At 63.3% G+C, this 20061-nt stretch carries 17 protein-coding genes; 8 read left to right on the top strand and 9 right to left on the bottom strand.

Translation table 11 applies throughout. The features are described from left to right. The first annotated feature begins 170 nt into the window (after positions 1–170). Positions 171–2471 carry an MHYT domain-containing protein gene (locus tag V1290_RS09205; protein WP_334364106.1) on the top strand — a complete coding sequence of 767 codons (2301 nt, stop codon included), beginning with the start codon at positions 171–173 and terminating at the stop codon, positions 2469–2471. Positions 2472–2517: 46 nt separating this feature from the next. Here V1290_RS09205 and V1290_RS09200 read toward each other — a convergent pair whose 3' ends face one another. Next, on the bottom strand, positions 2518–5628 hold the full coding sequence (locus V1290_RS09200) for an efflux RND transporter permease subunit (protein WP_334364105.1): 3111 nt from the start codon (positions 5626–5628) through the stop codon (positions 2518–2520). Continuing rightward, positions 5625–6803 carry an efflux RND transporter periplasmic adaptor subunit gene (locus V1290_RS09195; RefSeq protein WP_334364104.1) on the bottom strand — a complete coding sequence of 393 codons (1179 nt, stop codon included), beginning with the start codon at positions 6801–6803 and terminating at the stop codon, positions 5625–5627. Before V1290_RS09195 ends, V1290_RS09200 begins: the two co-directional genes overlap by 4 nt. Before the next feature lie 40 nt (positions 6804–6843). Here V1290_RS09195 and V1290_RS09190 point away from each other — a divergent pair, with 40 nt between their 5' ends. Further along, entirely contained in the window at positions 6844–7692 is an 849-nt protein-coding gene (locus tag V1290_RS09190; RefSeq protein ID WP_334364103.1) for a hypothetical protein, read from the top strand. A gap of 57 nt (positions 7693–7749) precedes the next feature. On the opposite strand, the gene V1290_RS09185 is transcribed toward V1290_RS09190, so the two are convergent. Beyond that, the gene (locus tag V1290_RS09185; protein ID WP_334364102.1) at positions 7750–8184 is read right to left on the bottom strand and encodes a hypothetical protein; all 435 of its coding nucleotides are present in this window, start codon (positions 8182–8184) and stop codon (positions 7750–7752) included. Positions 8185–8453: 269 nt separating this feature from the next. Then, positions 8454–8678, bottom strand: coding sequence for a hypothetical protein (locus V1290_RS09180; RefSeq protein ID WP_334364101.1), 225 nt, complete (start codon positions 8676–8678; stop codon positions 8454–8456). Between the two features lie 427 nt (positions 8679–9105). Here V1290_RS09180 and V1290_RS09175 point away from each other — a divergent pair, with 427 nt between their 5' ends. Together V1290_RS09175 and V1290_RS09170 are read left to right on the top strand one after the other, a co-directional pair. Further along, positions 9106–9783, top strand: coding sequence for a response regulator transcription factor (locus tag V1290_RS09175; RefSeq protein WP_334364100.1), 678 nt, complete (start codon positions 9106–9108; stop codon positions 9781–9783). A gap of 78 nt (positions 9784–9861) precedes the next feature. After that, a complete protein-coding gene (locus V1290_RS09170) occupies positions 9862–11226 on the top strand; it encodes a sensor histidine kinase (protein WP_334364099.1) in 1365 nt (454 codons plus the stop codon). A gap of 11 nt (positions 11227–11237) precedes the next feature. Here the strand turns inward: V1290_RS09170 and V1290_RS09165 are convergent, their stop codons facing one another. Beyond that, entirely contained in the window at positions 11238–11531 is a 294-nt protein-coding gene (locus tag V1290_RS09165; protein ID WP_057843297.1) for a hypothetical protein, read from the bottom strand. A 430-nt stretch (positions 11532–11961) separates the two neighbouring features. Between V1290_RS09165 and V1290_RS09160 the strand changes: the two genes are divergently transcribed. Next, a complete protein-coding gene (locus V1290_RS09160; RefSeq protein WP_334364098.1) occupies positions 11962–12867 on the top strand; it encodes an RNA polymerase factor sigma-32 in 906 nt (301 codons plus the stop codon). Between the two features lie 63 nt (positions 12868–12930). On the opposite strand, the gene V1290_RS09155 is transcribed toward V1290_RS09160, so the two are convergent. Then, positions 12931–14127, bottom strand: coding sequence for an acetyl-CoA C-acyltransferase (locus V1290_RS09155; protein ID WP_334364097.1), 1197 nt, complete (start codon positions 14125–14127; stop codon positions 12931–12933). 175 nt (positions 14128–14302) lie between these two features. Then, complete coding sequence (locus tag V1290_RS09150) at positions 14303–15085, bottom strand: response regulator transcription factor (RefSeq protein ID WP_334364096.1); 783 nt, start codon at positions 15083–15085, stop codon at positions 14303–14305. Positions 15086–15855: 770 nt separating this feature from the next. Here V1290_RS09150 and V1290_RS09145 point away from each other — a divergent pair. Genes V1290_RS09145 through V1290_RS09135 form a run of 3 tightly spaced genes read left to right on the top strand, consistent with a single transcriptional unit; the run spans position 15856 to position 19025 of the window. Continuing rightward, complete coding sequence (locus V1290_RS09145; RefSeq protein WP_334364095.1) at positions 15856–16083, top strand: hypothetical protein; 228 nt, start codon at positions 15856–15858, stop codon at positions 16081–16083. 12 nt (positions 16084–16095) lie between these two features. Continuing rightward, positions 16096–18345, top strand: a complete 2250-nt coding sequence (locus V1290_RS09140) for a VTT domain-containing protein (RefSeq protein ID WP_334364094.1) — start codon at positions 16096–16098, stop codon at positions 18343–18345. After that, positions 18345–19025 carry an endonuclease/exonuclease/phosphatase family protein gene (locus V1290_RS09135; protein ID WP_334364093.1) on the top strand — a complete coding sequence of 227 codons (681 nt, stop codon included), beginning with the start codon at positions 18345–18347 and terminating at the stop codon, positions 19023–19025. The genes V1290_RS09140 and V1290_RS09135 overlap by 1 nt, the downstream gene beginning before the upstream one ends. A gap of 24 nt (positions 19026–19049) precedes the next feature. On the opposite strand, the gene V1290_RS09130 is transcribed toward V1290_RS09135, so the two are convergent. After that, the gene (locus V1290_RS09130; RefSeq protein ID WP_334364092.1) at positions 19050–19241 is read right to left on the bottom strand and encodes a hypothetical protein; all 192 of its coding nucleotides are present in this window, start codon (positions 19239–19241) and stop codon (positions 19050–19052) included. 90 nt (positions 19242–19331) lie between these two features. Beyond that, a complete protein-coding gene (locus tag V1290_RS09125; RefSeq protein WP_334364091.1) occupies positions 19332–20027 on the bottom strand; it encodes a DUF3750 domain-containing protein in 696 nt (231 codons plus the stop codon). Between the last annotated feature and the right edge of the window lie 34 nt (positions 20028–20061).

Raw genomic sequence — 20061 nt, 5'->3', positions numbered from 1 at the left:
ATCATTGGATAATTTGGCTGATTTCGATTCCGCCGTTCGGAAGTTCGATCCCTCCCGCCCCGGACAGGCGCTCCGCCGAGTTCGGCACCCTCAATCGCCATTCGGCGCGGGAACAATGCACGGCCGCAAGAACGGTGCTATTGAGATGCTTTCCTTGCGACATCAACGGAATGCATCACCATCCAGGCACCCATGACCCCGTTCTTGTCGCGCTGTCAGTCCTGATCGCCGCGCTTTCCTCCTACACGGCACTGGATCTCGCGACTCGCATGCGAGCTGCCTCCGGTTCCGCCAGCCTGGGCTGGCTTGGGGCTGCAGCCGTCGCCATGGGTGGCGGCATCTGGTCCATGCATTTCGTGGCCATGCTGGCGTTCAGCCTGCCCGGCGTCGAAATTTCCTACGATCCGCTCCTCACGCTCCTCTCGCTTGCCCTTCCCATTTTGGTCGCTGCAGCCGCGTTCGTCGTCGTTAGTCAGCGGTCGAACGCGCTCATCATTTCCGGCATCGGAATGGGGCTCGCGATCTCCGGCATGCATTACACCGGCATGGGCGCCATGCGGATGGCGGCTTCGATCCACTACGATCCCCTCTGGGTTGTGCTTTCCATCGCCATTGCGATCGGCGCGTCCATCATTGCGCTGTGGCTCGCCTTTCGCACGACGAGCGTGCTCGAGCGCATATCGGCGGGCGCCGTCATGGGCCTGGCGATCTCCGGGATGCACTACGCGGCCATGCGGGGCTCCTCCTTCGTTGCCACGGATGCCATTCTTGGCCGCGCAGTCCACGGCGCGGTTGGGCAAGCGCCGCTCGCGTTCCTGGTCGCCGGCACCACGATCATCGTCCTCGTCATCGGGCTCGCCGCGGCCGTGTACGACCGCGCCTCGGCAGAACGTGCCGATCGCGAAGCCGAGGCACTCAGGCGGAGCGAGGAGAAATTTCGCCTGCTGGTGGAGGGGGTGGCCGACCACGCCATTTTCATGCTCGACCCCGAAGGGCGGGTGGCGAACTGGAATCTCGGCGCGCGCCGGCTGATCGGCTACGGCGACGAGATCATAGGTACCCACTACGCCATCCTTCACACCGAGGAAGACCGCGCGTCCGGAGTCCCTGATGCCGAGCTTCACGACGCAAAGCGGGAAGGCAAGTCAGAAGGCGAGGGCTGGCGCGTCCGCAAGGACGGCAGCCGCTTCTGGGCTGAGGAGACGATACGCGTGGTGCAAAACGAGCGTGGCGAGGCAATCGGTTTCGCCAAGATCGTGCGCGACGTGACGGAACGGCGCCGAGCCCAGGAAGCGCTGGAGCGCACGCGCGATGCGCTCGTGATATCGCAGAAGATGGAGACTGTCGGACAGCTTACCGGCGGCGTCGCCCACGACTTCAACAACATACTCGCCGTGATCCTGGGCAGCCTCGAACTGGCGAAGAAGCGCCTCCAGCCGGAAGATCCCCGGATTCACCGGCTGCTCGATAACGCGATTCAAGGTGCGCTGCGCGGCGCCTCGCTGACCCAGCGCATGCTGGCGTTCGCACGCAAGCAGGACCTCAAGCCCGTCGTCGTGGATGTCCCGGAGCTGGTGCGCGGAATGGCGGCTCTCCTGAAGTTTGATCCAGCCATCCGGGTCGAGACCCGTTTTCCGATCGAGCTTTCGAAGGTGAAGGTCGATGCCAACCAGCTCGAGCTCGCGATCCTCAACCTCGCCGTCAATGCGCGCGATGCGATCGCGGCCAGTGGCGGGGTCATCAGCATCGCTGCCCGCGAAGAGCATGCCATCGATGGCCTTGCCGAGGGACGATACGTCGCGCTCTCGGTGAGCGACACCGGATGCGGCATGGACGAGGAGACGCTCAAGCATGCGCAGGAGCCGTTCTTTACGACCAAGGGCGTCGGTAAGGGAACCGGCCTCGGCCTCTCGATGGTGAAAGGGTTGGCCGAACAGTCCGGAGGCGTGTTGCGGCTGAAGAGCCGCATCGGCGAAGGGACCACGGCCGAGATCTGGCTGCCCGCCTCTCAGGACGAAAAGCTGCCGGCGCCCCATGCGGCGGAGCCGTCGCGTTCCGCGTCCCGCGGCAGCCGCCCCCTTTCCGTGCTGGTCGTCGACGATGACCTTCTCGTCCTCGACAGTGTCGCTGCGATGCTCGACGATCTCGGCCACGCCGTGATCGAGGCACGCTCCGGCGAGGAGGCAGTCCAGCTTCTGCGCCGAATGCCGAAGATTGACATCGTGGTGACCGACTACGCCATGCCGGGGATGAACGGGTTGCTGCTTGCCGAGGCAGTAGCCGCCGAGCGTCCCGGCACGCCCGTGGTGCTCTGCACAGGATATGCCGAACTGCTCGGCTCGACGCAGCCTCACTTGCCTCGCATCTCCAAGCCGTTCGACCAGGCGGCGCTGCTGGCCGCCATCGAGGAGGTGATGAGCGCGCAGGCAGCTTCGCGCTCGGTTGTGACCTTACACCCGAAGAGGGCCTGACAGTTGATCGTTCTCATCGCGTCTCAGTGAACGGCCGGAACTCCCGTCACTCGGCCGGCATCGGCTTGGCGCCGTCCTCGATCGCCGGCTTCTTCTTGCCGAACAGCCAGCCCTGCAGCTTGTCGAGGTAGATGTAGACCACCGGCGTCGTATACAGCGTGAGAAGTTGCGACACGGCCAGTCCTCCGACGATGGCGTAGCCAAGCGGCTGACGTATCTCGGAGCCCGCGCCGGTGCCGAGCATCATGGGAACGCCAGCAAGCATGGCTGCCATCGTGGTCATGAGGATCGGCCGGAAACGCATGACGCAGGCGCGATAGATGGCGTCTTCCGCCGACAATCGCTCCTGTTGGCCGACATGCAGGGCGAAATCGACCAGCATGATGCCGTTCTTCTTGACGATGCCGATCAGCAGGATGATGCCGACGATCGCGATCACGCTGAGATCGAGGTGAACCGCCATCAACAACAATAGTGCTCCGAGCCCCGCCGACGGCAGCGTCGAGATGATGGTAATGGGATGGATCAGGCTCTCATACAAGATGCCGAGGATAAGATAGATCACGAACAGCGCCGCCACGATCAGGATCGGCGTTGTCGACAGGGAATCGCCGAACGCCTGTGCGTTGCCCTGGAAGCTGGTCTGCAGCGAAAGCGGTTTGCCGAGCTGCTTCTCGATATTCTGGATGGCGCTTGTCGCCTGGCCGATCGCCGTGCCGGGGAGCAGGTTGAAGGAGATCGTCACCGACGGAAACTGTCCCTGGTGATTGACCACGAGCGGGGCGACCTTGACCACACTGTCGACCAGCGTCGATAGCGGCACCTCTTGGCCGGCTGAGGATTTGACATAGATTCCAGTCAACGCCTCGGGCGAGTACTGGAATTTCGGATTGACCTCCATGATGACGTGGTACTGGTTCAGGGTCGTGTACATCGTCGATACGATGCGCTGGCCAAAGGCGTCATCGAGCGTGTTGTCGATGGTGAAGGGCAGGATGCCGTAGCTCGAAGCCACCTCGCGCTTGATGGAGATGTCGAGCAGGGGGCCGGAATTGAGCTGGTCGGTCGCGACGTCGGTGATGCCGGGGACCTTCTTGATCCTGTCGAGGAACAGCGCAGCCCAGTGATTCAGCTCACCGGGATCGGCATCGCCCAGCGTGTACTGATACTGGGTTTTCGAGACGCGTCCGCCGATGGTGATGTCCTGCGCGGCCTGCATATAGAGCGTGATGCCCTGAATCTTGGCCAGGTTGGTACGCAGGCGGGCGAGCACCGTTTCCATGCTATCGCGCTGCTTGTAGGGCTTGAGCGCAATATAGATGCGGCCATTGTTGACCGTGGTGTTGCCGCCGCCGGCGCCGATCGCCGAGCCGACGGATGCGACGGCCGGATCTCGCGTGATGGCATTGAGCAGCGCCTGCTGGCGCTCGGTCATCGCAGAATAGGAAATATCCTGCGCGGCTTCGGATAGACCGATGATCAGCCCGGTGTCCTGCTGCGGAAAGAAGCCTTTGGGAATGACGACGTAGAGATAGCCGGTCAGCCCGATGGTCGCAAACATCGTCAACAGGGTGATGAAGCGGTGACGAAGCACGATCTTGAGACCGGCCTCGTAGGCTCCGAGTAGTGAACTGAAGCCACTTTCGAGGATGCGGAACAACCGTCCGTGCGTCCTGTTTTCCGGCTTGAGCAGCCGCGCGCACATCATCGGCGTCAAGGTCAGCGAGATCAGGAGCGACAGCACCAGGGCGACGCTGACGGTGACGGCAAATTCGCGGAACAGCAGCCCGACATATCCGCCCATCAGGAACAGCGGAATGAAGACCGCGATCAGTGACAGCGTGATCGACATGATGGTGAATCCGATCTCGCCGGCGCCCTTCAGCGCCGCCTCGAATGGCGTGGCGCCACCTTCCATGTGCCGCACGATGTTCTCGATCACGACCACGGCGTCGTCGACCACGAAGCCGACGGCGATCGACAGCGCCATCAGCGACAGGTTGTCGAGGCTGTAGCCGAGCTCGTAGAGGACAGCGAGCGTGCCGATCAGCGACAATGGAACGGTGACCGCCGGGATGACCGTCGCCCAGAAGTTTCTCAGGAAGATGAATATCACCATCACCACCAGCGCAACCGTCAGCATCAGCGTGAACTGAACGTCGTGGATGGATGCGCGGACCGTATCGGTGCGGTCGGAGATGACGTTGATCTTGATCGCGGGCGGGATAGAGGCCTGCAGCACCGGCATCTCTGCCTTGATCCGCTCGACGGTGTCGATGACGTTGGCACCGGGCTGGCGCTGGATCGCCAGGATGACCGCGCGCCGGTTGTTGTACCAGCCGGCGATCAGGTCGTTTTCCGGCGCGCTGACGGCGCGACCGACGTCGCGGATTCGGACCGGCGAGCCGTTCCGGTAGGCGATCACGAGATTGGCGTAGTCCTCCGCCTTCAAGAGCTGATCGTTGGTGTTCAGCGTATAGGTCTGGCGTGGGCTGTTGAGCGTGCCTTTCGGCAAATCGACATTGGCCTGGCCGAGCGCCGTGCGGACGTCCTCGAGATTGATGCCGCGCGCGGCAAGCGCCTGCGGATCGAGCTGCACGCGCACGGCGGGCTTCTGCTGGCCGCCGATGCCGACGAGGCCGACGCCCGGAATCTGCGATATCTTCTGCAGCAGAATGTTTTCTGCGTACGCATCCACTGTGGTCAGCGGCAGGCTGTCCGATGTGAGACCGAGCACCAGGATTGGCGTGTCCGCCGGATTGACCTTGCGGATGGTGGGCGGGTAGGGGATGCCCGGCGGTAGAAACGGACTCGCGGCGTTGATCGCCGACAGCGTGTCGCTGACCGTTCCGTCGATCTGGCGGTTCAGATCGAACTGTAGCGTGATCTGGGTGAAGCCGAGGGCGCTCGCCGACGTCATCTGGAGGAGACCCGGAATCTGTCCGAACTGGAGTTCGAGCGGCGTCGCTACCGACGCCGCCATGGTCTGCGGGTCCGCGCCCGGCAACTGCGCCGTCACCTGCAGCGTCGGATAATTGACGTTCGGCAACGCCGCGACCGGCAGCAGCGGGTAGGCGATGAGGCCGCCGACCAGAAGGCCGACCATCAGGAGCGCCGTTGCGATCGGCCGGTGGATGAAGGGCGCGGATATGTTCATGGGATCGTCGCCTGTTGCGCTTGCTGTGCCGCTGCTTCCTCGGCTGCTTCGCCGTGTAGCAGCGTGACATGTGTGCCCGGCTGCAGCCGGTATTGTCCGTCAACGACGACCTGCTCGCCGGCCTTCAGGCCGGAATCGATCAGCGCCTCGCCGTCGGTGATCTGTGCGACCTTGACGGGGCGCATCGCTACCGTGCTGTCGGGCTTGATGACATAGGCATAGGCGCCGTTCGGACCCTGCTGCACGACCGAAGCGGGGACGGTCAGCCCGTTGTGCCGGGTCGTGATCAGCAGCCGCGCATTCACCAACTCACCCGGCCACAGCTCACGAGATTTGTTGGGAAAGGTTGCCTTGAGCTGGATAGAGCCGGTCGTCTGCAGGATCTCGTTGTTGACCAGCGCGAGCTCGCCCCGGCCTAGCTGCAGGGTGTCATCCTGATTATAGGCGAGGACCGGAAGCGGCGTCTTGGTCGCTTGCTGCTGTTTGAGGATCTGCGGCAGCACGCCTTCCGGCAGCGTGAAGATCAGCGAGATGGGATCGAGCTGGGTCACGACGACGAGGCCGTTGGCCGTCGTCGGGCTGATGATGTTGCCGACGTCGATCTGGCGAATGCCGACCACGCCGTCGATCGGCGAAGTCAGCCGCGTGTAGCTAAGTTGCACCTTGGCCGCCTCGATCAGCGCCTGGTCGGTCTTGATCGCGGCCTCGAGCTGGCCGACCTGCGCCTTCTGGGTTTCGATCAGTTGCGGCGTGGCCCAGCCCTTGTCGCCGAGTTGGTTGTAACGCGCGAGATTGGCGCGGGCATTGGTGAGCTGGGCCTGATCGCGCTCCAGATTGCCCTCAAACTGGTCGATCTGGGCCTGATAGGGACGCGGATCGATTTGCGCGAGCAGGTCGCCGGCATGGACGGTCTGCCCTTCGGTGAAGTTGATGCTGATGAGCTGGCCCTGGATCTGCGCACGCACGACATCGGTGTTGTACGCGATCACTGTGCCGACGCCGTTCTGGTAGATCGGTACGTCATGCTGCGCGACCACGCCGGCCACGACCGGAACCGGAGGTGGCGGCGCGGCCGCGACAGCGGCTTTGAACACGTCGGCGTGCGTGAAATAGAGCAGGCCGCCGGCGGCGACGGCACCGAAAAGGACTGCAGGTATTGCAAATTTCATTTTCATGGCTGCTTCTCGCGCGTGGGTTTCCGCTCAACGGAACATCGTGGCGGCGGTTGATAGGCCTGGTATCGTGTTCGGCGCCCCTGTGATGTTCGGTATCCCTGTGATGGCGTCGGTGGACGCGGCGACGGCCGTCGTGTTCGGTGTCGGCAGCGTGACGGCGGGCACCGTCGGGACCGTCGGCGCGATGGTGCTGATGGTGGGTCCGACGGTGATGGTTGGCACCATCGCGGCGGAGCTAATCCCAAGATTGCCGAGCTCGGTCGAGCCCATCGGAATGCCAGTGCGCGCCACGCCGCCCGGCGCCACCGGAGACATCGGCGTCGATGACGCTGCAAGATTGCCCGAGCCTGCGCCGCACATGCTCGATGTACCCGAGGTGTCGATCAGGGCCGATGTCGGCGGAATACCCGATGACGACATTCCTGACGAATTTGGCGCTCCCGCCATCGGCATCGCGGACATCGTGCTCTGCGGTGTGACCGTCCCGACCGCCACGCCGCCGCCGTCGAAGGTCGCAGCCGATCCGAACATCGTCGACGGTGCCGTGCCGATCGTCGAGCACACGGTGCTGCCGATTGTGCCGGTCTGGTCGGCCGGCGCGGGACTCACGCCGGGTGAGGCGATTTCCGTTGCGCCCAAGGGGATGCCGGTGCCGCCGACTGGCGCGCTTGGCACCATGCCGAGCGGCGACGTGGCCGAGAGCGAAGGTATCGGCATCACCGCGGCCTGCTGCGCAAAGGCCGGGCCGCACAGCAAGGCAGAGGCTGCCGTGATCATCAGGAAGCGTTTCATGTGGTCTCCAGTACCGTTCAACCGACACGACAACGCGTGGCGCGAAGTCCACGCGATATCTTTGGGCTATTGGGGGATCGGTCCGGAGGACGTTTGAAGAAACCAGGAAAACGTCCTCCGAACCGACAGCCTGCGCGCAGCTTGCGCTGCGGGTTCAGCTACAGCTCAGCGGCAAGGGGCTGTAGGGGTGCCGGTAGTACCAGTCGTAGCAATCGGGATAACCGTAGTACCCGTAGCCGTATCCCGGCCCGTACCTGTCGAAGCGATGCACGACGTGCTGGTGGAGTCCGAAACCGTGCGCACCGATGTGGTCGCCGCCGATGTGGTCACCGCCGATGCCTCCCACATGTTCGCCGACGCCTACGCCGCCGATATGGGCCCCACCGCCAAAGCCTCCGATGTGGCCTCCGCCGCCAAAGCCGCCCATGTGGCCACCGCCACCGAAGCCACCGCCCATATGGCCGCCGCCACCGAAGCCGCCACCAAAACCTCCGCCGTGGCCGCCACCGCCACCGCGGGCCTCGGCCGCGCCCACCACCAGACTCGAAGCGAGAAGAGCCGTTGCCAGTATCGTGAGCATTCGTTTCATCGTGAGACTCCTTTTCAGTCAGATGCTCGGCGCCGTGACGCGCGAACTTCAACGGACCGCGCGAGCGAAACGTCGGATGAGTGACAGGTAGGTGCGATGCACAGGGCATCCATTAAATTCGGCGTTAGTCTTCGCCGCCTTGGCATTCACGAACTGGAGCAGCCGCAGCTATGCGTCAAAGGAGAACACGTTGGCGTGCGGGCAAAAGAAGACGGGCCGGCGGGATATTCCGCCAGCCCGGCATGTTGTTGGGTCGTAACGCGAGCGGATCAGTAACCGGTGTTGGGTTCGCAAGGCGGGTTGGTCCACGGTGCCGTGGCATAGGCGCCGACGCGCGGAGCGCGGACGCAGCTATCGCCTGCGTCGCGATGCATCGTCGACATCACGCGGCCATTGGCATCGGTTACGACATGCCGCGTGTTGGCGGCCAGTACCGGAGTGGCGAAGGTGGCTGTGGTGAGTAACACAGCCGACAGAAGTTTCAGGTTGCGCATGGGTGTTCTCCATAGGTGGGGAAGCCAGGCCGGCTTCTTCCTGTGACGTGCGGCTGGCCTGCCGTCGTCCAAAGCGAATATCGCTTCACGCGCTCTCAACTCGACGTGAAGGTGACGTGGGGCTCACCTGTCCGACATCGTGCCGGCTGATCGGGCAATGCAGGCCCGCCGATTCATTAAATTGCTATTTATTGGCGCAACGGGCCGCCGGCGGCTAACTGTTTCGGGCGGGCCCGCCGTGCTTGTACCGAGGCGGCGGAATGGCCGCCTGGCGGATGGCGCCTGCAGGATATTGTAGGGATCGCGGCGCTGTCTGGCTCCCCTGAACCGTGAGACTTGTGCGCGTCGCCATGGCATTATTGGCTGCCCGGCGTATCATTGCCACCTGGCGTCGAGAGGGTATCTTGATAGCAATCGGATCGATCAGATGACGAAGGTTCTCCTCATAGAAGACGACGGCGAGACGGCGGGGGAAATCACGGCCGAACTGGCCGATCGTGGCTTCGAGGTGGAATGGTCGCCCGACGGGCTCGATGGCCTTGCCAAGGCGCGCGACCTGCGTCCGGACGCCATGATCGTCGACCGCCTGCTGCCGGGAATGGATGGCCTCACCGTCATCGAGTCCTTGCGGAAAGATCAGGTGCGCACGCCGGTGCTGGTGCTGAGCGCACTTGGCGCGGTCGATGACCGCGTGCGCGGATTGCGGATGGGGGGTGACGACTATCTCACCAAGCCGTTTGCGATCGTCGAACTCGTCGCGCGCATAGAGGCGTTGCTGCGCCGCCCGCCGGAAACGCGGGAAACCAACTTGCGGGTGGGGCAACTCGAGCTCGACCTGATCGAGCGGACGGCAAAACGCGGCGAGCGCAGGATTGATCTCTTGCCGCGCGAGTTTCGCCTGCTCGAATACATGATGCGGCGGAGCGACCAACTCTTGACGCGCGCGATGCTGCTCGAAGAGGTCTGGAATTACAAGTTCGTCCCCGCCACCAACCTGGTCGACGTTCATATGGGCCGCGTGCGGCACAAGGTCGACGGTCCGGACGACGCCCCGATGATTCAAAATGTCCGCGGCGCAGGATTCATTCTTCGTGCCGTGCCTTGACTGACTTTTGGCGGCCTTGCCGGGCGCCCGCGCCGTTGGGCCGGCAAGGTGATCGAACGGCAGGCCGGGAAGCTTCAGTTGCAGTTCATTCGCTCGAAGACGTTTCACTGGACCACGATCCTGGCGGGCCTGTTCGCGATCTTCGTCACGGTTTTGTTCGGTTTCATCTACTTCAGGATCGACGATTATTTGATCGCGCGATCCGATCGCATGATCACGACGCAGATCGGCTTCTTTGCCGGATTGCCGCGCGAGCGTCTGATCGGTGCGCTCAATGATCATCTCGGGCAGGATTCCCGCGGCGTTCAGTTCTCCGGCGTGTTCGACGCGAACGGGGATCGGCTGGCCGGCAACGTCGCATCCCTGCCGGACGGGCTCGACATCGGGGCACCGGCGCGGAGCATGCCGCTGGTGCGCCTTGATGACAAGGAAGCCGGTGCGACATCCGTCAGAACCGTCGCGCGGCGCCTCGAGAACGGCGACATATTGGTGGTCGGGCGAAACGTCGACGAAACGGCGGAAGTCTTCAGGGTCGTCGGAGCGGCGCTGGCGCTTGGCCTGTTGCCTGCGTTCTGTCTCTGGTTGTTGGCCGGCGCCTGGCTGAGCGCGCGTGCCCGCAGGCGGGTCGAGGAGGTCAACTTCCGGGTCCAGCGCATCATCGCCGGAGATCTACGCGAGCGGCTGCCGCACAAGAACGTCGATGAACCGTTCTCGCGGCTCGCCGCCATCGTCAACGGCATGCTCGATGAGCTGGAGACCACGATCAACGCGCTGGCCGGCGTCGGCAACGACATCGCCCACGATTTGCGAACGCCGCTGACGCGCGCTCGTCTGACGCTCGAGCGCGGCCGTACCAACGCGACGACCCTGGAGCAACTCCAGGAAGTTGTCGACAAGGCCATCGCCGGCATCGACCAGTCGCTGTCGATCGTCACGGCGCTGTTGCGGCTCGCCGAGATCGAGAACAGCCGCCGCTCGTCCGCCTTCGGCGACGTTGCGCTCGGCGACATGCTGCGCGAGGTCTGCGACATGTACGAGCCGATCGCCGAAGACAAGCAGATCGCGCTGAGCGTGAACATAGCCGACAAATTCTCCGTACGCGGCGATCGCGACCTGCTGCTGGAGGCGGTGGCCAATCTCGTCGACAATGCCATCAAGTTCACGCCCCGGAGCGGCAGGGTCGAGCTTGCGCTGCTGCGCGGTGAGGGCGAAACCATCTTGCGTGTGACAGATACGGGTCCGGGGATCAGCGCGCTGGAGCACGAAGCCGTGTTGCGCCGGTTCTATCGCTCGGACAAGATTCGTAACACGCCGGGCATCGGCCTTGGACTCAACCTGGTCTCGGCAATCGTGAAGCTGCACGGCTTTCGCCTGATCATCCACGCCGGCCCGGGAGGCCGGGTGGAGATCGTTTGCCCCGATGAGCAAGGTGGCCGGACATAGGTCCGCCAACGTCACCCATGCCGGCGGTCATCATGCTCGGCGCGGGATGCGTGGTGTACACGCCGATGCTGCCAGACGCTGGGGCCGGCCATGCCGCTTTCCCTTTCGTTATAGGCTTGCATCACCGAGGGCGGCAGCCCTTCCATCCGGTAGGCCGGCGTGGGTGCACCGCCATTCAGCACGTCCAGATTGGGATAGAAAAATGCAAAACTGCCCGGCTCCTGGATGGCTTCTTGCGCGAAGGCAGGCGCTGCCGCCATCATGGACAGCAATCCTGCGACAGCGATGGTCTTGATCGAGGTCATTGTCTTTCTCCGTATCATCTACGCGGCAGTTCGCTGGACGCGCATGCGCGGTCACATGCCGCAACGGGCGCGTGTTCTTTTCGATGCGAACTGCTCGCTTGAGGCTGCATCCAGGCAGCGGATGCATGACGGAGATGTAGGGCGGGCGCGACCGCGTCCCACTAAATTGCCTTTTACAAAGCTCAACTGGTCTTGAGCTGTCGTGCAAAGCGCTTGCAGGGAAGCGGTCGTTTGAAATTCGCACGAGCGCGCGAATGCTCACCGATCGAGGTTTCGCGAGCCTCGAGCGAAATCGTGCGATTTTGAAATCGAGACCAGAGCGGCACGGACGCTAACGGCGAATTTAGATTCCTCAATTCCAATTTAATGGCGGCATCGCGGTGCCGTCCCCTAGGGTCTCTCTGCCGGACCCGATGGATTGGAGCCACCCATGAACGCCCACAGCACGACGATACTGTCAGACAGGCGCGAGCCGCTGACTGGAGACAGATCGCGAGATATCGTGGATGAATATGCCGCACTCATCAAGCGATACGCTCTGCTTGAACCGACGCACGAGCAGCAGCTTGCCCGGCGCTGGCAGCAGCACCGAGACCGAAGCGCTACCGATGCGCTCGTCACCAGCCATCTCCGGCTCGCGGCCAAGGTCGCGCGCCGCTACCAGCGATACGACCTTCCGCTTGCCGATCTGATCGGGGAAGCCAATCTCGGCCTTGTCATCGCGGCCTCGCATTTCGAGCCGGGCCGTGGTGCCAGGTTCTCCACCTACGCCTTGTGGTGGATCAAGGCCGCGATCCACGATTACATTCTGCGGTCGCGCTCGCTGGTCAAGATCGGGACGACGGCAGCTCAACGGAAGCTGTTCTTTGGCCTCAGGCGCGCCATGCGCAAGTTCGGAGGCGACAGGACGGGCCTTACGCCGGAGGTGGCCGAGGCCGTCGCGCGGGAGCTCGCGGTCCCCGTTCGCGATGTGATCGAGATAAGCAGCCGTCTGACGGGCGACCTTTCCCTGAATGCATCCGTCGATGAAGACGGGCCTACCGAATGGGAAGCGAGGCTGGTCGACCCTTCGCCGAACGCGGAGGCGATGATCGCCGAACAGGATGAGGGCGGGCAACGGGCGAGGGCGCTCCATTCGGCCCTTGATGTGCTGACGGTGCGGGAGCGCCGCGTGTTCGAGGCCCGGCGGCTTCGCGAGGATCCGCCGAGCCTGGAAGAGCTCGGGCGTGAACTGTCGATTTCCGGCGAGCGCGTGCGGCAGATCGAAGCTTTGGCCTTCGAAAAGGTCAGGCGTGCGGCGACAAGGCGCTTGAGACATGCCGCCCTGGCAGCTTGAAGGTGGCCCCGAAAACGGCGAGCGACACCCTTCGCGCCGCTCGCAGTCCTTCCGACGGCCCGATCAGCGCGCGGCGCGCTCGACGGCGATCGCGGTCGCTTCTCCGCCGCCGATGCAGAGCGCAGCGACACCGCGCTTTAAGTTCCGCGCTTCCAGCGCATGCAGCAGCGTCACGATCAGACGCGCGCCGGTGGCGCCGATCGGGTGGCCTAGCGCGCAGGCGCCTCCATTGACGTTGAGTTTTTCTCTCGCGATGCCGAGATCCTTCTGCGCCGCCATCGCCACCACCGCGAACGCTTCGTTGATCTCGAACAGGTCGACGTCGGAGACGGTCCAGCCGACCTTGTCGAGCAGCTTGCGGATCGCCGGGATCGGCGCGGTGGTGAACCATTGCGGCTCCTGGCTGTGGGTCGCGTGACCCTTGATTTCGGCGAGCACTGGTAGCCCGTCGCGATCGGCGAGCGAGCGCTTGGCCAGAACCAGCGCGGCGGCGCCGTCGGCATTCGCGGAAGAGGCGGCCGGCGTGATGGTGCCGTTACTGCGGAACGCGGGCTTCAATCCGGGAATCTTGGCCGGATCCACCTTGAGCGGATGCTCGTCATTGGCGATGACGCGCGGACCCGCCTTCTCGGACAATGTGATCGGCGCGATCTCGGCCCTGAACGCGCCGCCCTCGACCGCCTTGCGGGCGCGGGTCAAGGTCTCCATCGCGTAGGCGTCCTGGTCCTTGCGGGTGAACTGATAGGCCTCCGCGGTAGCCTCGCCGAAGTCGCCCATCGAGCGGCCGGTCTCGTAGGCGTCTTCCAGCCCGTCCATCATCATGTGATCGATGATCCGGTCATGCCCGGCGCGATAGCCGCCGCGCGCCTTGGCCAGCAGATAGGGCGCGTTCGACATGCTCTCCATGCCGCCGGATAGCACGATCGAGGCCGAACCGGCATTGATGATATCGTGCGCCAGCATCGTCGCCTTCATGCCGGAGCCGCACACCTTGTTGACCGTGGTGGCGCCGGTGGCGTCAGGCAGTCCGGCGCCGCGCGCAGCTTGGCGTGCCGGCGCCTGGCCCTGTCCGGCCGGCAGCACGTTGCCCATGAACACCTCCTCAATCCGCTCCGGCGCGAGTTTCGCCCGTTCCAGCGCCGCGCCGATCACGTGAGCGCCGAGCCTGTGCGCGCTGAAGGGGGACAATTCGCCCATGAACCGGCCAAGCGGCGTGCGGGCGGCGGAAAGGATGACGACGGGATCGGGGCTTGCGGCCATTGCGGGGTCCTCCTGTTCGATCGCTGTTATATGACGATAATCATATATTGTGGCATTGCAATAGGATGCCGCCGCTTCCCGTAGCGAGGATGCGCTGGCCGACAGATCGAGAAATTGCCGCGAGTTCCGGCAGGAGCGATGAAATGGCAACCGGCGCAATGCCGAAAATCAATCGCTAGTGAGATATGGATGACCTGACCGTCATGGCTGAATCCGGAGTAATCAGTGCGACGGGACTGTCGAAGGAGACGCGCGCCCCGGCGATCGCGACTTGGGTCCGGTTGCTCACGCCCAGCTTGCGCATGATTTCGCGGACATGGACTTTCACCGTCGTTTCGGTCATGCCGAGCTTGCGACCGATCACCTTGTTGGGATCGCCTTGGCAGAGGCAAGCGAGCACCGCGCACTGCCGCTCGGTAAACTCGGGCGCGTTCCGCGCGCCGTTTAGGCCATGGTCGCGCTGCACGCTTACCGCCTTACCGTCGAAGAGGGGCCCTTGCTGGTCGTAAGGACCGTCCTCTGGCCCGAGAGGGGGCGCCTGCGTCTGTTGTTCAGGCTCCGGCGGGCTGAAGGTCTGGCTGGCCAGTATGGCGGTCGCCGGAAAGTAGGTGCCGCCATGGAGGACGAATGAAAGGGCGTGCAACGCAAGCTCGGGTGCCATGGAATTGCTGAAGTAGCCCCGGGCTCCGCAACGGATCGCCGCGACAACGGTGGCGGGATGTTCATCGTCGGAGATGATGGCGAGTGCCGCTTCCCGGCGAAGGGTATGCAACACCTGTATCTCGGTGAAGACCTCGTGGGGAGAGGAGGTGCCGACGCTGTAAATCAGCATCTCGCATTCGCTCCGCTCGATAAGCCTTCTGTGCGCCTCATCGGGATCGAGCGAAATCAGTTCGACCTGTTCGTTGCTGGCCCAGGAACTTAAGAAGCTCTCTGCTCGAGCTCGTCGAAAGGCCATTGCGTCTACAATAAATACAGTCTTCTTGCGTGGGACTGACATAACGCGCCCCCGGATTTTAATACTAGATTCCTTCAGAACCGCTCATAGTTACTGTGAATTAGTTCACTCTGTATCTTAATTGTTCGAAAGAAACTTTACCCTCGTTAACGGGGGATGCCAAGCGGCCCGAATGTGACCGAATGTCGTCAAGAACTGGTCATTAAAGCGTGTTTTCTCATTCCTCGACTGCAAAAAGCCGTACCTCGCAACCTGGCTGATATATCTTTCGATACGTACGCCTGCCCTGACGAAGCAGGTACGATGGTATCGTTGTCGGCCTCGCGCATGTCTGCGGCGGTGCGCAGCCGCAAGGCCTTCCTACCAAAGTCGCCTAGGCTCGACCCGGCGACGTCGGGCCGTCGTCCCGGCCTCATCTGCATTTTCAAATCTCCAAAGCACAGCCTGTGTCGATGGTTGAATATCGCAAGATGCCGCGACTGATCGCATGCGTGCATGTTGTTGGCGAACGTGTGGCGTCATTCTGACCAAGCCGGCCTCCGCAATAGCGCGAGATGCCGGCCCAGCCGGGGTATTGCTCGGCTTGCGGCCGGCAATCATCGACTGCCGGCGCATGGTGCGCCGGTGGATTTCTCGCCATGCATTCGAGACCGAACGTATTTCCTCTCCGGCGGATAGATGAACCGGCGAAGGCGCTTGGCCCAAGGATGCGATTGCCCAAACAGCCACCCGATCACCGGACTCCGTTGCCTGAACGGACACGCGTCAGGATGAGCGCACTCGGGGCGGCGCGATGCCCAAAGTTCGCCGGCCGGGAAGGGGTGACCATCGGCTCCGGCCGCTATCGCAGCACTGTCCGCATCATGTTCGACGGCTTCAAGTCGCCGATCTCGCTGCACAGCACCTACATCGAACCGGTGGTTGAGGAAGAAAGCGTCTCCAACACGGGCCGGAACACTACGACCCCGGATATCTCCGATAAGAGAAATCGTCGCTAACGCGCGTGTCTGGTGATTCAACGGCGCGCCGAAGACGGCGGGACGGAGGCAAGTTCCGCCTGGCTGGAACTGCCGCGGCTGCAGATCGTTGGATTGGCGTCGGGCGAACATTCGTTCGTGATCCCGAACGGTTTTCTCATCCTGTTGCCGAGGTGCCGTCTGCTGCAAAGCTCATCCATCCTCATTCCTGGCGAAACCGTCTGGAGAAGGTGCAAGGCAGGGCGGCTGACAATCCTCAATGATGCGGCCGCATATTTCGCCGCTTTGCGGGAAGCGCTGCTGCTCGCAACCCGGCAGGTGTACATCATCGGCTGGGACATCCACAGCCAGACCCGGTTTGTCGGGCCCTCCGGGTACGCCGACGACGGCTATCCGCAAGAGCTCGGTGCGTTTCTGAAAGCGCTGCTAAAGGCGAAGCCCGATCTGCGGATCAACATTCTTATCTGGAATTTCCCGGCCCTCTATGCCGCGGAGCGGGAGTGGAATTCGGCCGCCAAGTTCACTGCGCACGCGTCGGACCGGCTGCGCTTTTGTTTCGACTCCAGTCTCCCCTTAGGCTCAGCGCAGCATCAGAAGATCGCCGTCATTGACGGTGCGCTTGGCTTCGTCGGCGGTCTCGACCTGACGATCCGGCGCTGGGACACCAGTGCGCATGAGGCGCATCATCCGCTTCGTACCGATCCCGACGGCAAACCCTATCCGCCGTTTCACGACGTGCAGTGCATGGTGGATGGCGAAGCTGCGGCCAGTCTGACGGAAGTGGCGGAGAACAGGTGGCACGCCGCCGGCTGCACGGTCGAAAGACCCGCAGCGACCAAGGGCGAGCGCTGGCCGGCCTCGGTCCCGGTGCAGTGCCGGGGAATGACGGTGGGCATCGCCCGGACCGAGATAGCCACCGCACGCAGTGGCGGCGTGAACGAAGTCGCGCGGCTGTTCGAAGCGTCCATCAATGCGGCCGACCGCTTCATCTATATCGAAAACCAGTTCACCAGCGCCACCGACATCGCGCGCCTCCTGGCGCAGCGGTTGCTGGACGTGCCGCAGCTTCGCGTCCTGATCGTCATGCCGAAGATGCATTCGTCCTGGTTCGAATCGCAGGCCATGCAGAGCGGGCGCGGCGGATTTATCGCCCGGTTCGTGTCGGCAGGCGTCATGGACCGGGTCCGCTTTGTCTATCCATCGACGCGCGATGCCGAGCAGGCGGCTGCGGTCATGGTGCACAGCAAGGTGATGATCGTCGACGATCGCGTCCTGCGCGTGGGATCGGCCAACCTCAACAATCGTTCGATGGGGGCGGACACCGAATGCGACCTGGCCTTCGAGGCCACTTCCGACGCGCATTGTGAATATCTCGCCTGGCTTCGCCGTAGTCTGATCGGGCATTTCTGCGGCGTCGATGAACGCGAAATCGAACGCCACGAAGCCGACCTGTTCGGATTTCTCGACCGCCTGGCGGACGACGACGTCCCGAAATCGTTGCAGCCGATCGATCCGGCCGCGTCGGTCGGCGGCGTGGCGGTGATGGTGCAGCCCGTAGCCGATCCCAGGGAACCGCTTCACCTCGACCGCGCCGCCAATCGCATGTGGACGGCAAGAACCATTTTGGCCGTATCCGGCCTCGCTGCGGCGCTCGCCGGCCTGGCGCTGGCCTGGCAGTACACATCGCTGCGCGATTTCGCCGATGTCGGCTTCGTCTCCTCGATCATCTCGCACCCCGCACGGTCGCAATTCGCGCCGCTGTTTGCGATTGCCGCCTTCGTCGTCGGCGGGCTGGTGGTTTTTCCGGTGCTGGTACTGATCGCCGCAACATCGGCTGCTCTCGGGCCGTGGATGGGTTTCTTGAGCGCGAGCGCCGGCGTGCTGCTCAGCGCGCTCACGCTGTTCTCGATCGGCCGCGTGCTGGGCCAGGCGCGCTTGCAGCGGCTGCTCGGGCGACGGGCCGCCCGGGTTCAGAGCCGCATCATCGGCAGGGGGATTGTGGCAGTCGCCATGATCCGGATGGTGCCGATCGCTCCGTTCTCGATCGTAAACGTGGTGGCGGGCGCCAGCAAATTGAGCCTGCGCGATTTTATGCTTGGCACGGTGCTCGGCATGGCGCCGGGAATCGCAGTCATGGCCGCGCTCGGCGCGCAGATCGCGGATCTGGCGCGAAACGCCTCCTGGATCAATGTGCTGCTGCTGGCGCTGGCGATCCTCGCCTGGATCGCACTGTGCCTTGGCGTGCAGTTCCTGGTGACCTGGCTGGCGGGGCGAAGAACGTGATGGCTACGGTTCGCATCATGACGTGGAACGTTCACGGCATCTTCCACCTCAATCCCGGGTTTGATTTGGATGGCGTCTGTTCCGTCATTCGCCGCTGGTCGCCTGATATCGTGGCCCTGCAGGAGGTCGATTCGCGTGGGAGAACCGACGATCCCTTTGCCCTTCTGGCGAAAGCCGTCGGCGACCACAGCGTCGATGCGCGATCGATCGTCACCGAGGACGGCGACTACGGACAGGTGCTGTTGAGTCGCTGGCCGTTCGCCGAGCCCCCGAAAATTTCCGACGTCTCGTATCAGGAGCGGGAGCCCCGCAGGGCCATTGCCGCACGCATTTTGTCTGATCATGGCGAGGTGAGGGTCATCGCCACACATCTCGGCCTCAGCATCCATGAAAGGCACGCCCAGGCGCATGCCCTGGCCGAGCTGGTGCAGCCGACGCGGACGCTCGTGCTCGGCGATTTCAATGACTGGTTCTGGGTGAAATCGGTGCGGGGCGTGCTGGCGCGGATTTGCCCGGTCCGAACGCGGTTACGGACATTTCCAGCGCGCCTGCCGATGATGCGGCTCGACCGAATCTACGCCTCGCCCGATCTCGTGATCCGTTCGGCCTGGACCGATCGCAAGGCGCGCTCCTATTCGGACCATCTTCCCGTCATCGCGGATGTTGCGTTTCCGGAATAGAGGTGTGACGTCAGGTGGGTTTGCTCAGTCGGGTTTGGCCGGGTGCTGCGTTCTGGGGTGGCGCTCATGCAGCAGCACGGCCAGATCGTGACGCAACTCGGAGCGGTTGCGCATCGCGGTTTCGAACAGCGCCTCCTGAATGTCCCGGGGCATGTCGCCCCAAACCGCCATCGCGGCCTCGCCGAGCAATGATGCAAAGGTCTGTTCGTCGGTCATGTCGGTCCTCCCGATTTTCGACGTTTGACCGAAACGAAGGTTCCCTATCGACTGAAATCAATCCCATCTCGTCCAGTGACAAATATTGAGTCACGGGCCAAGCGGCAGCCCGAGCCGGCCGACACCCGGCAGTTTCAATGCGGGGCGGCGGATGTCGAAGCCGAGAACGCCTCCGAAAAAATTGAGTTCGATGCCTTCGATCCATCCGATCGTCAGCCCAAGATAACCTCCGAGCGAAGCAAACACGCCGGTCCGCGACGGCGTGAAGCCGGCCCAATTGCCATGGTAAGGATAATCCTTGCCGATCGCCGTCGGCGGCAACACCGCTTCAAGCTCCGGAACGGCATCCAGTATCGCCTGGATGAACGTGTTGGAGTTCGGACCCGGCCAGGCGCTGTAATCTCCATTGGCCCGAAACTTGTAAGTCTCGATGACCGAGCGGATTTTGGGAATCAGCGCTTCCGCTTTCGGACCATCGAGGCTGACGACCGTTTCGGGAATCTCGCCAAACCAGCGCCCGTCGGCCTGGAATCCGTCGATCCGGATCGGTTCACCCCAGGCCGTGTAATCGTAGCGGCTGTAACGGCTGGCCCCGCGCTCCTTCACGACGATCCAGGTGTGAACCGCGAATATCCCGCGCCAGCGTACGGTTCGTGCCGCGAACACCCTGATCACGGCATCGGTGTGTTCGGAAGCTTTGGCAAGAAGCCCGGCGCTTGAACGGTCCGCCGTTTGCCAGTTCGCGCGCCTGTCGCCGAGCAGGTATTTCACGGCGGAAACAGCCATGGGAACGAGCATGAGCAGAAGGAAAATGACGAGG

Origin of the sequence: Bradyrhizobium sp. AZCC 1578, from assembly GCF_036924675.1 — a bacterium.
GTDB lineage: Bacteria > Pseudomonadota > Alphaproteobacteria > Rhizobiales > Xanthobacteraceae > Bradyrhizobium.
Note: the sequence above shows the minus strand (reverse complement) of the source record. Positions and strands in the feature narration are given on the sequence as shown.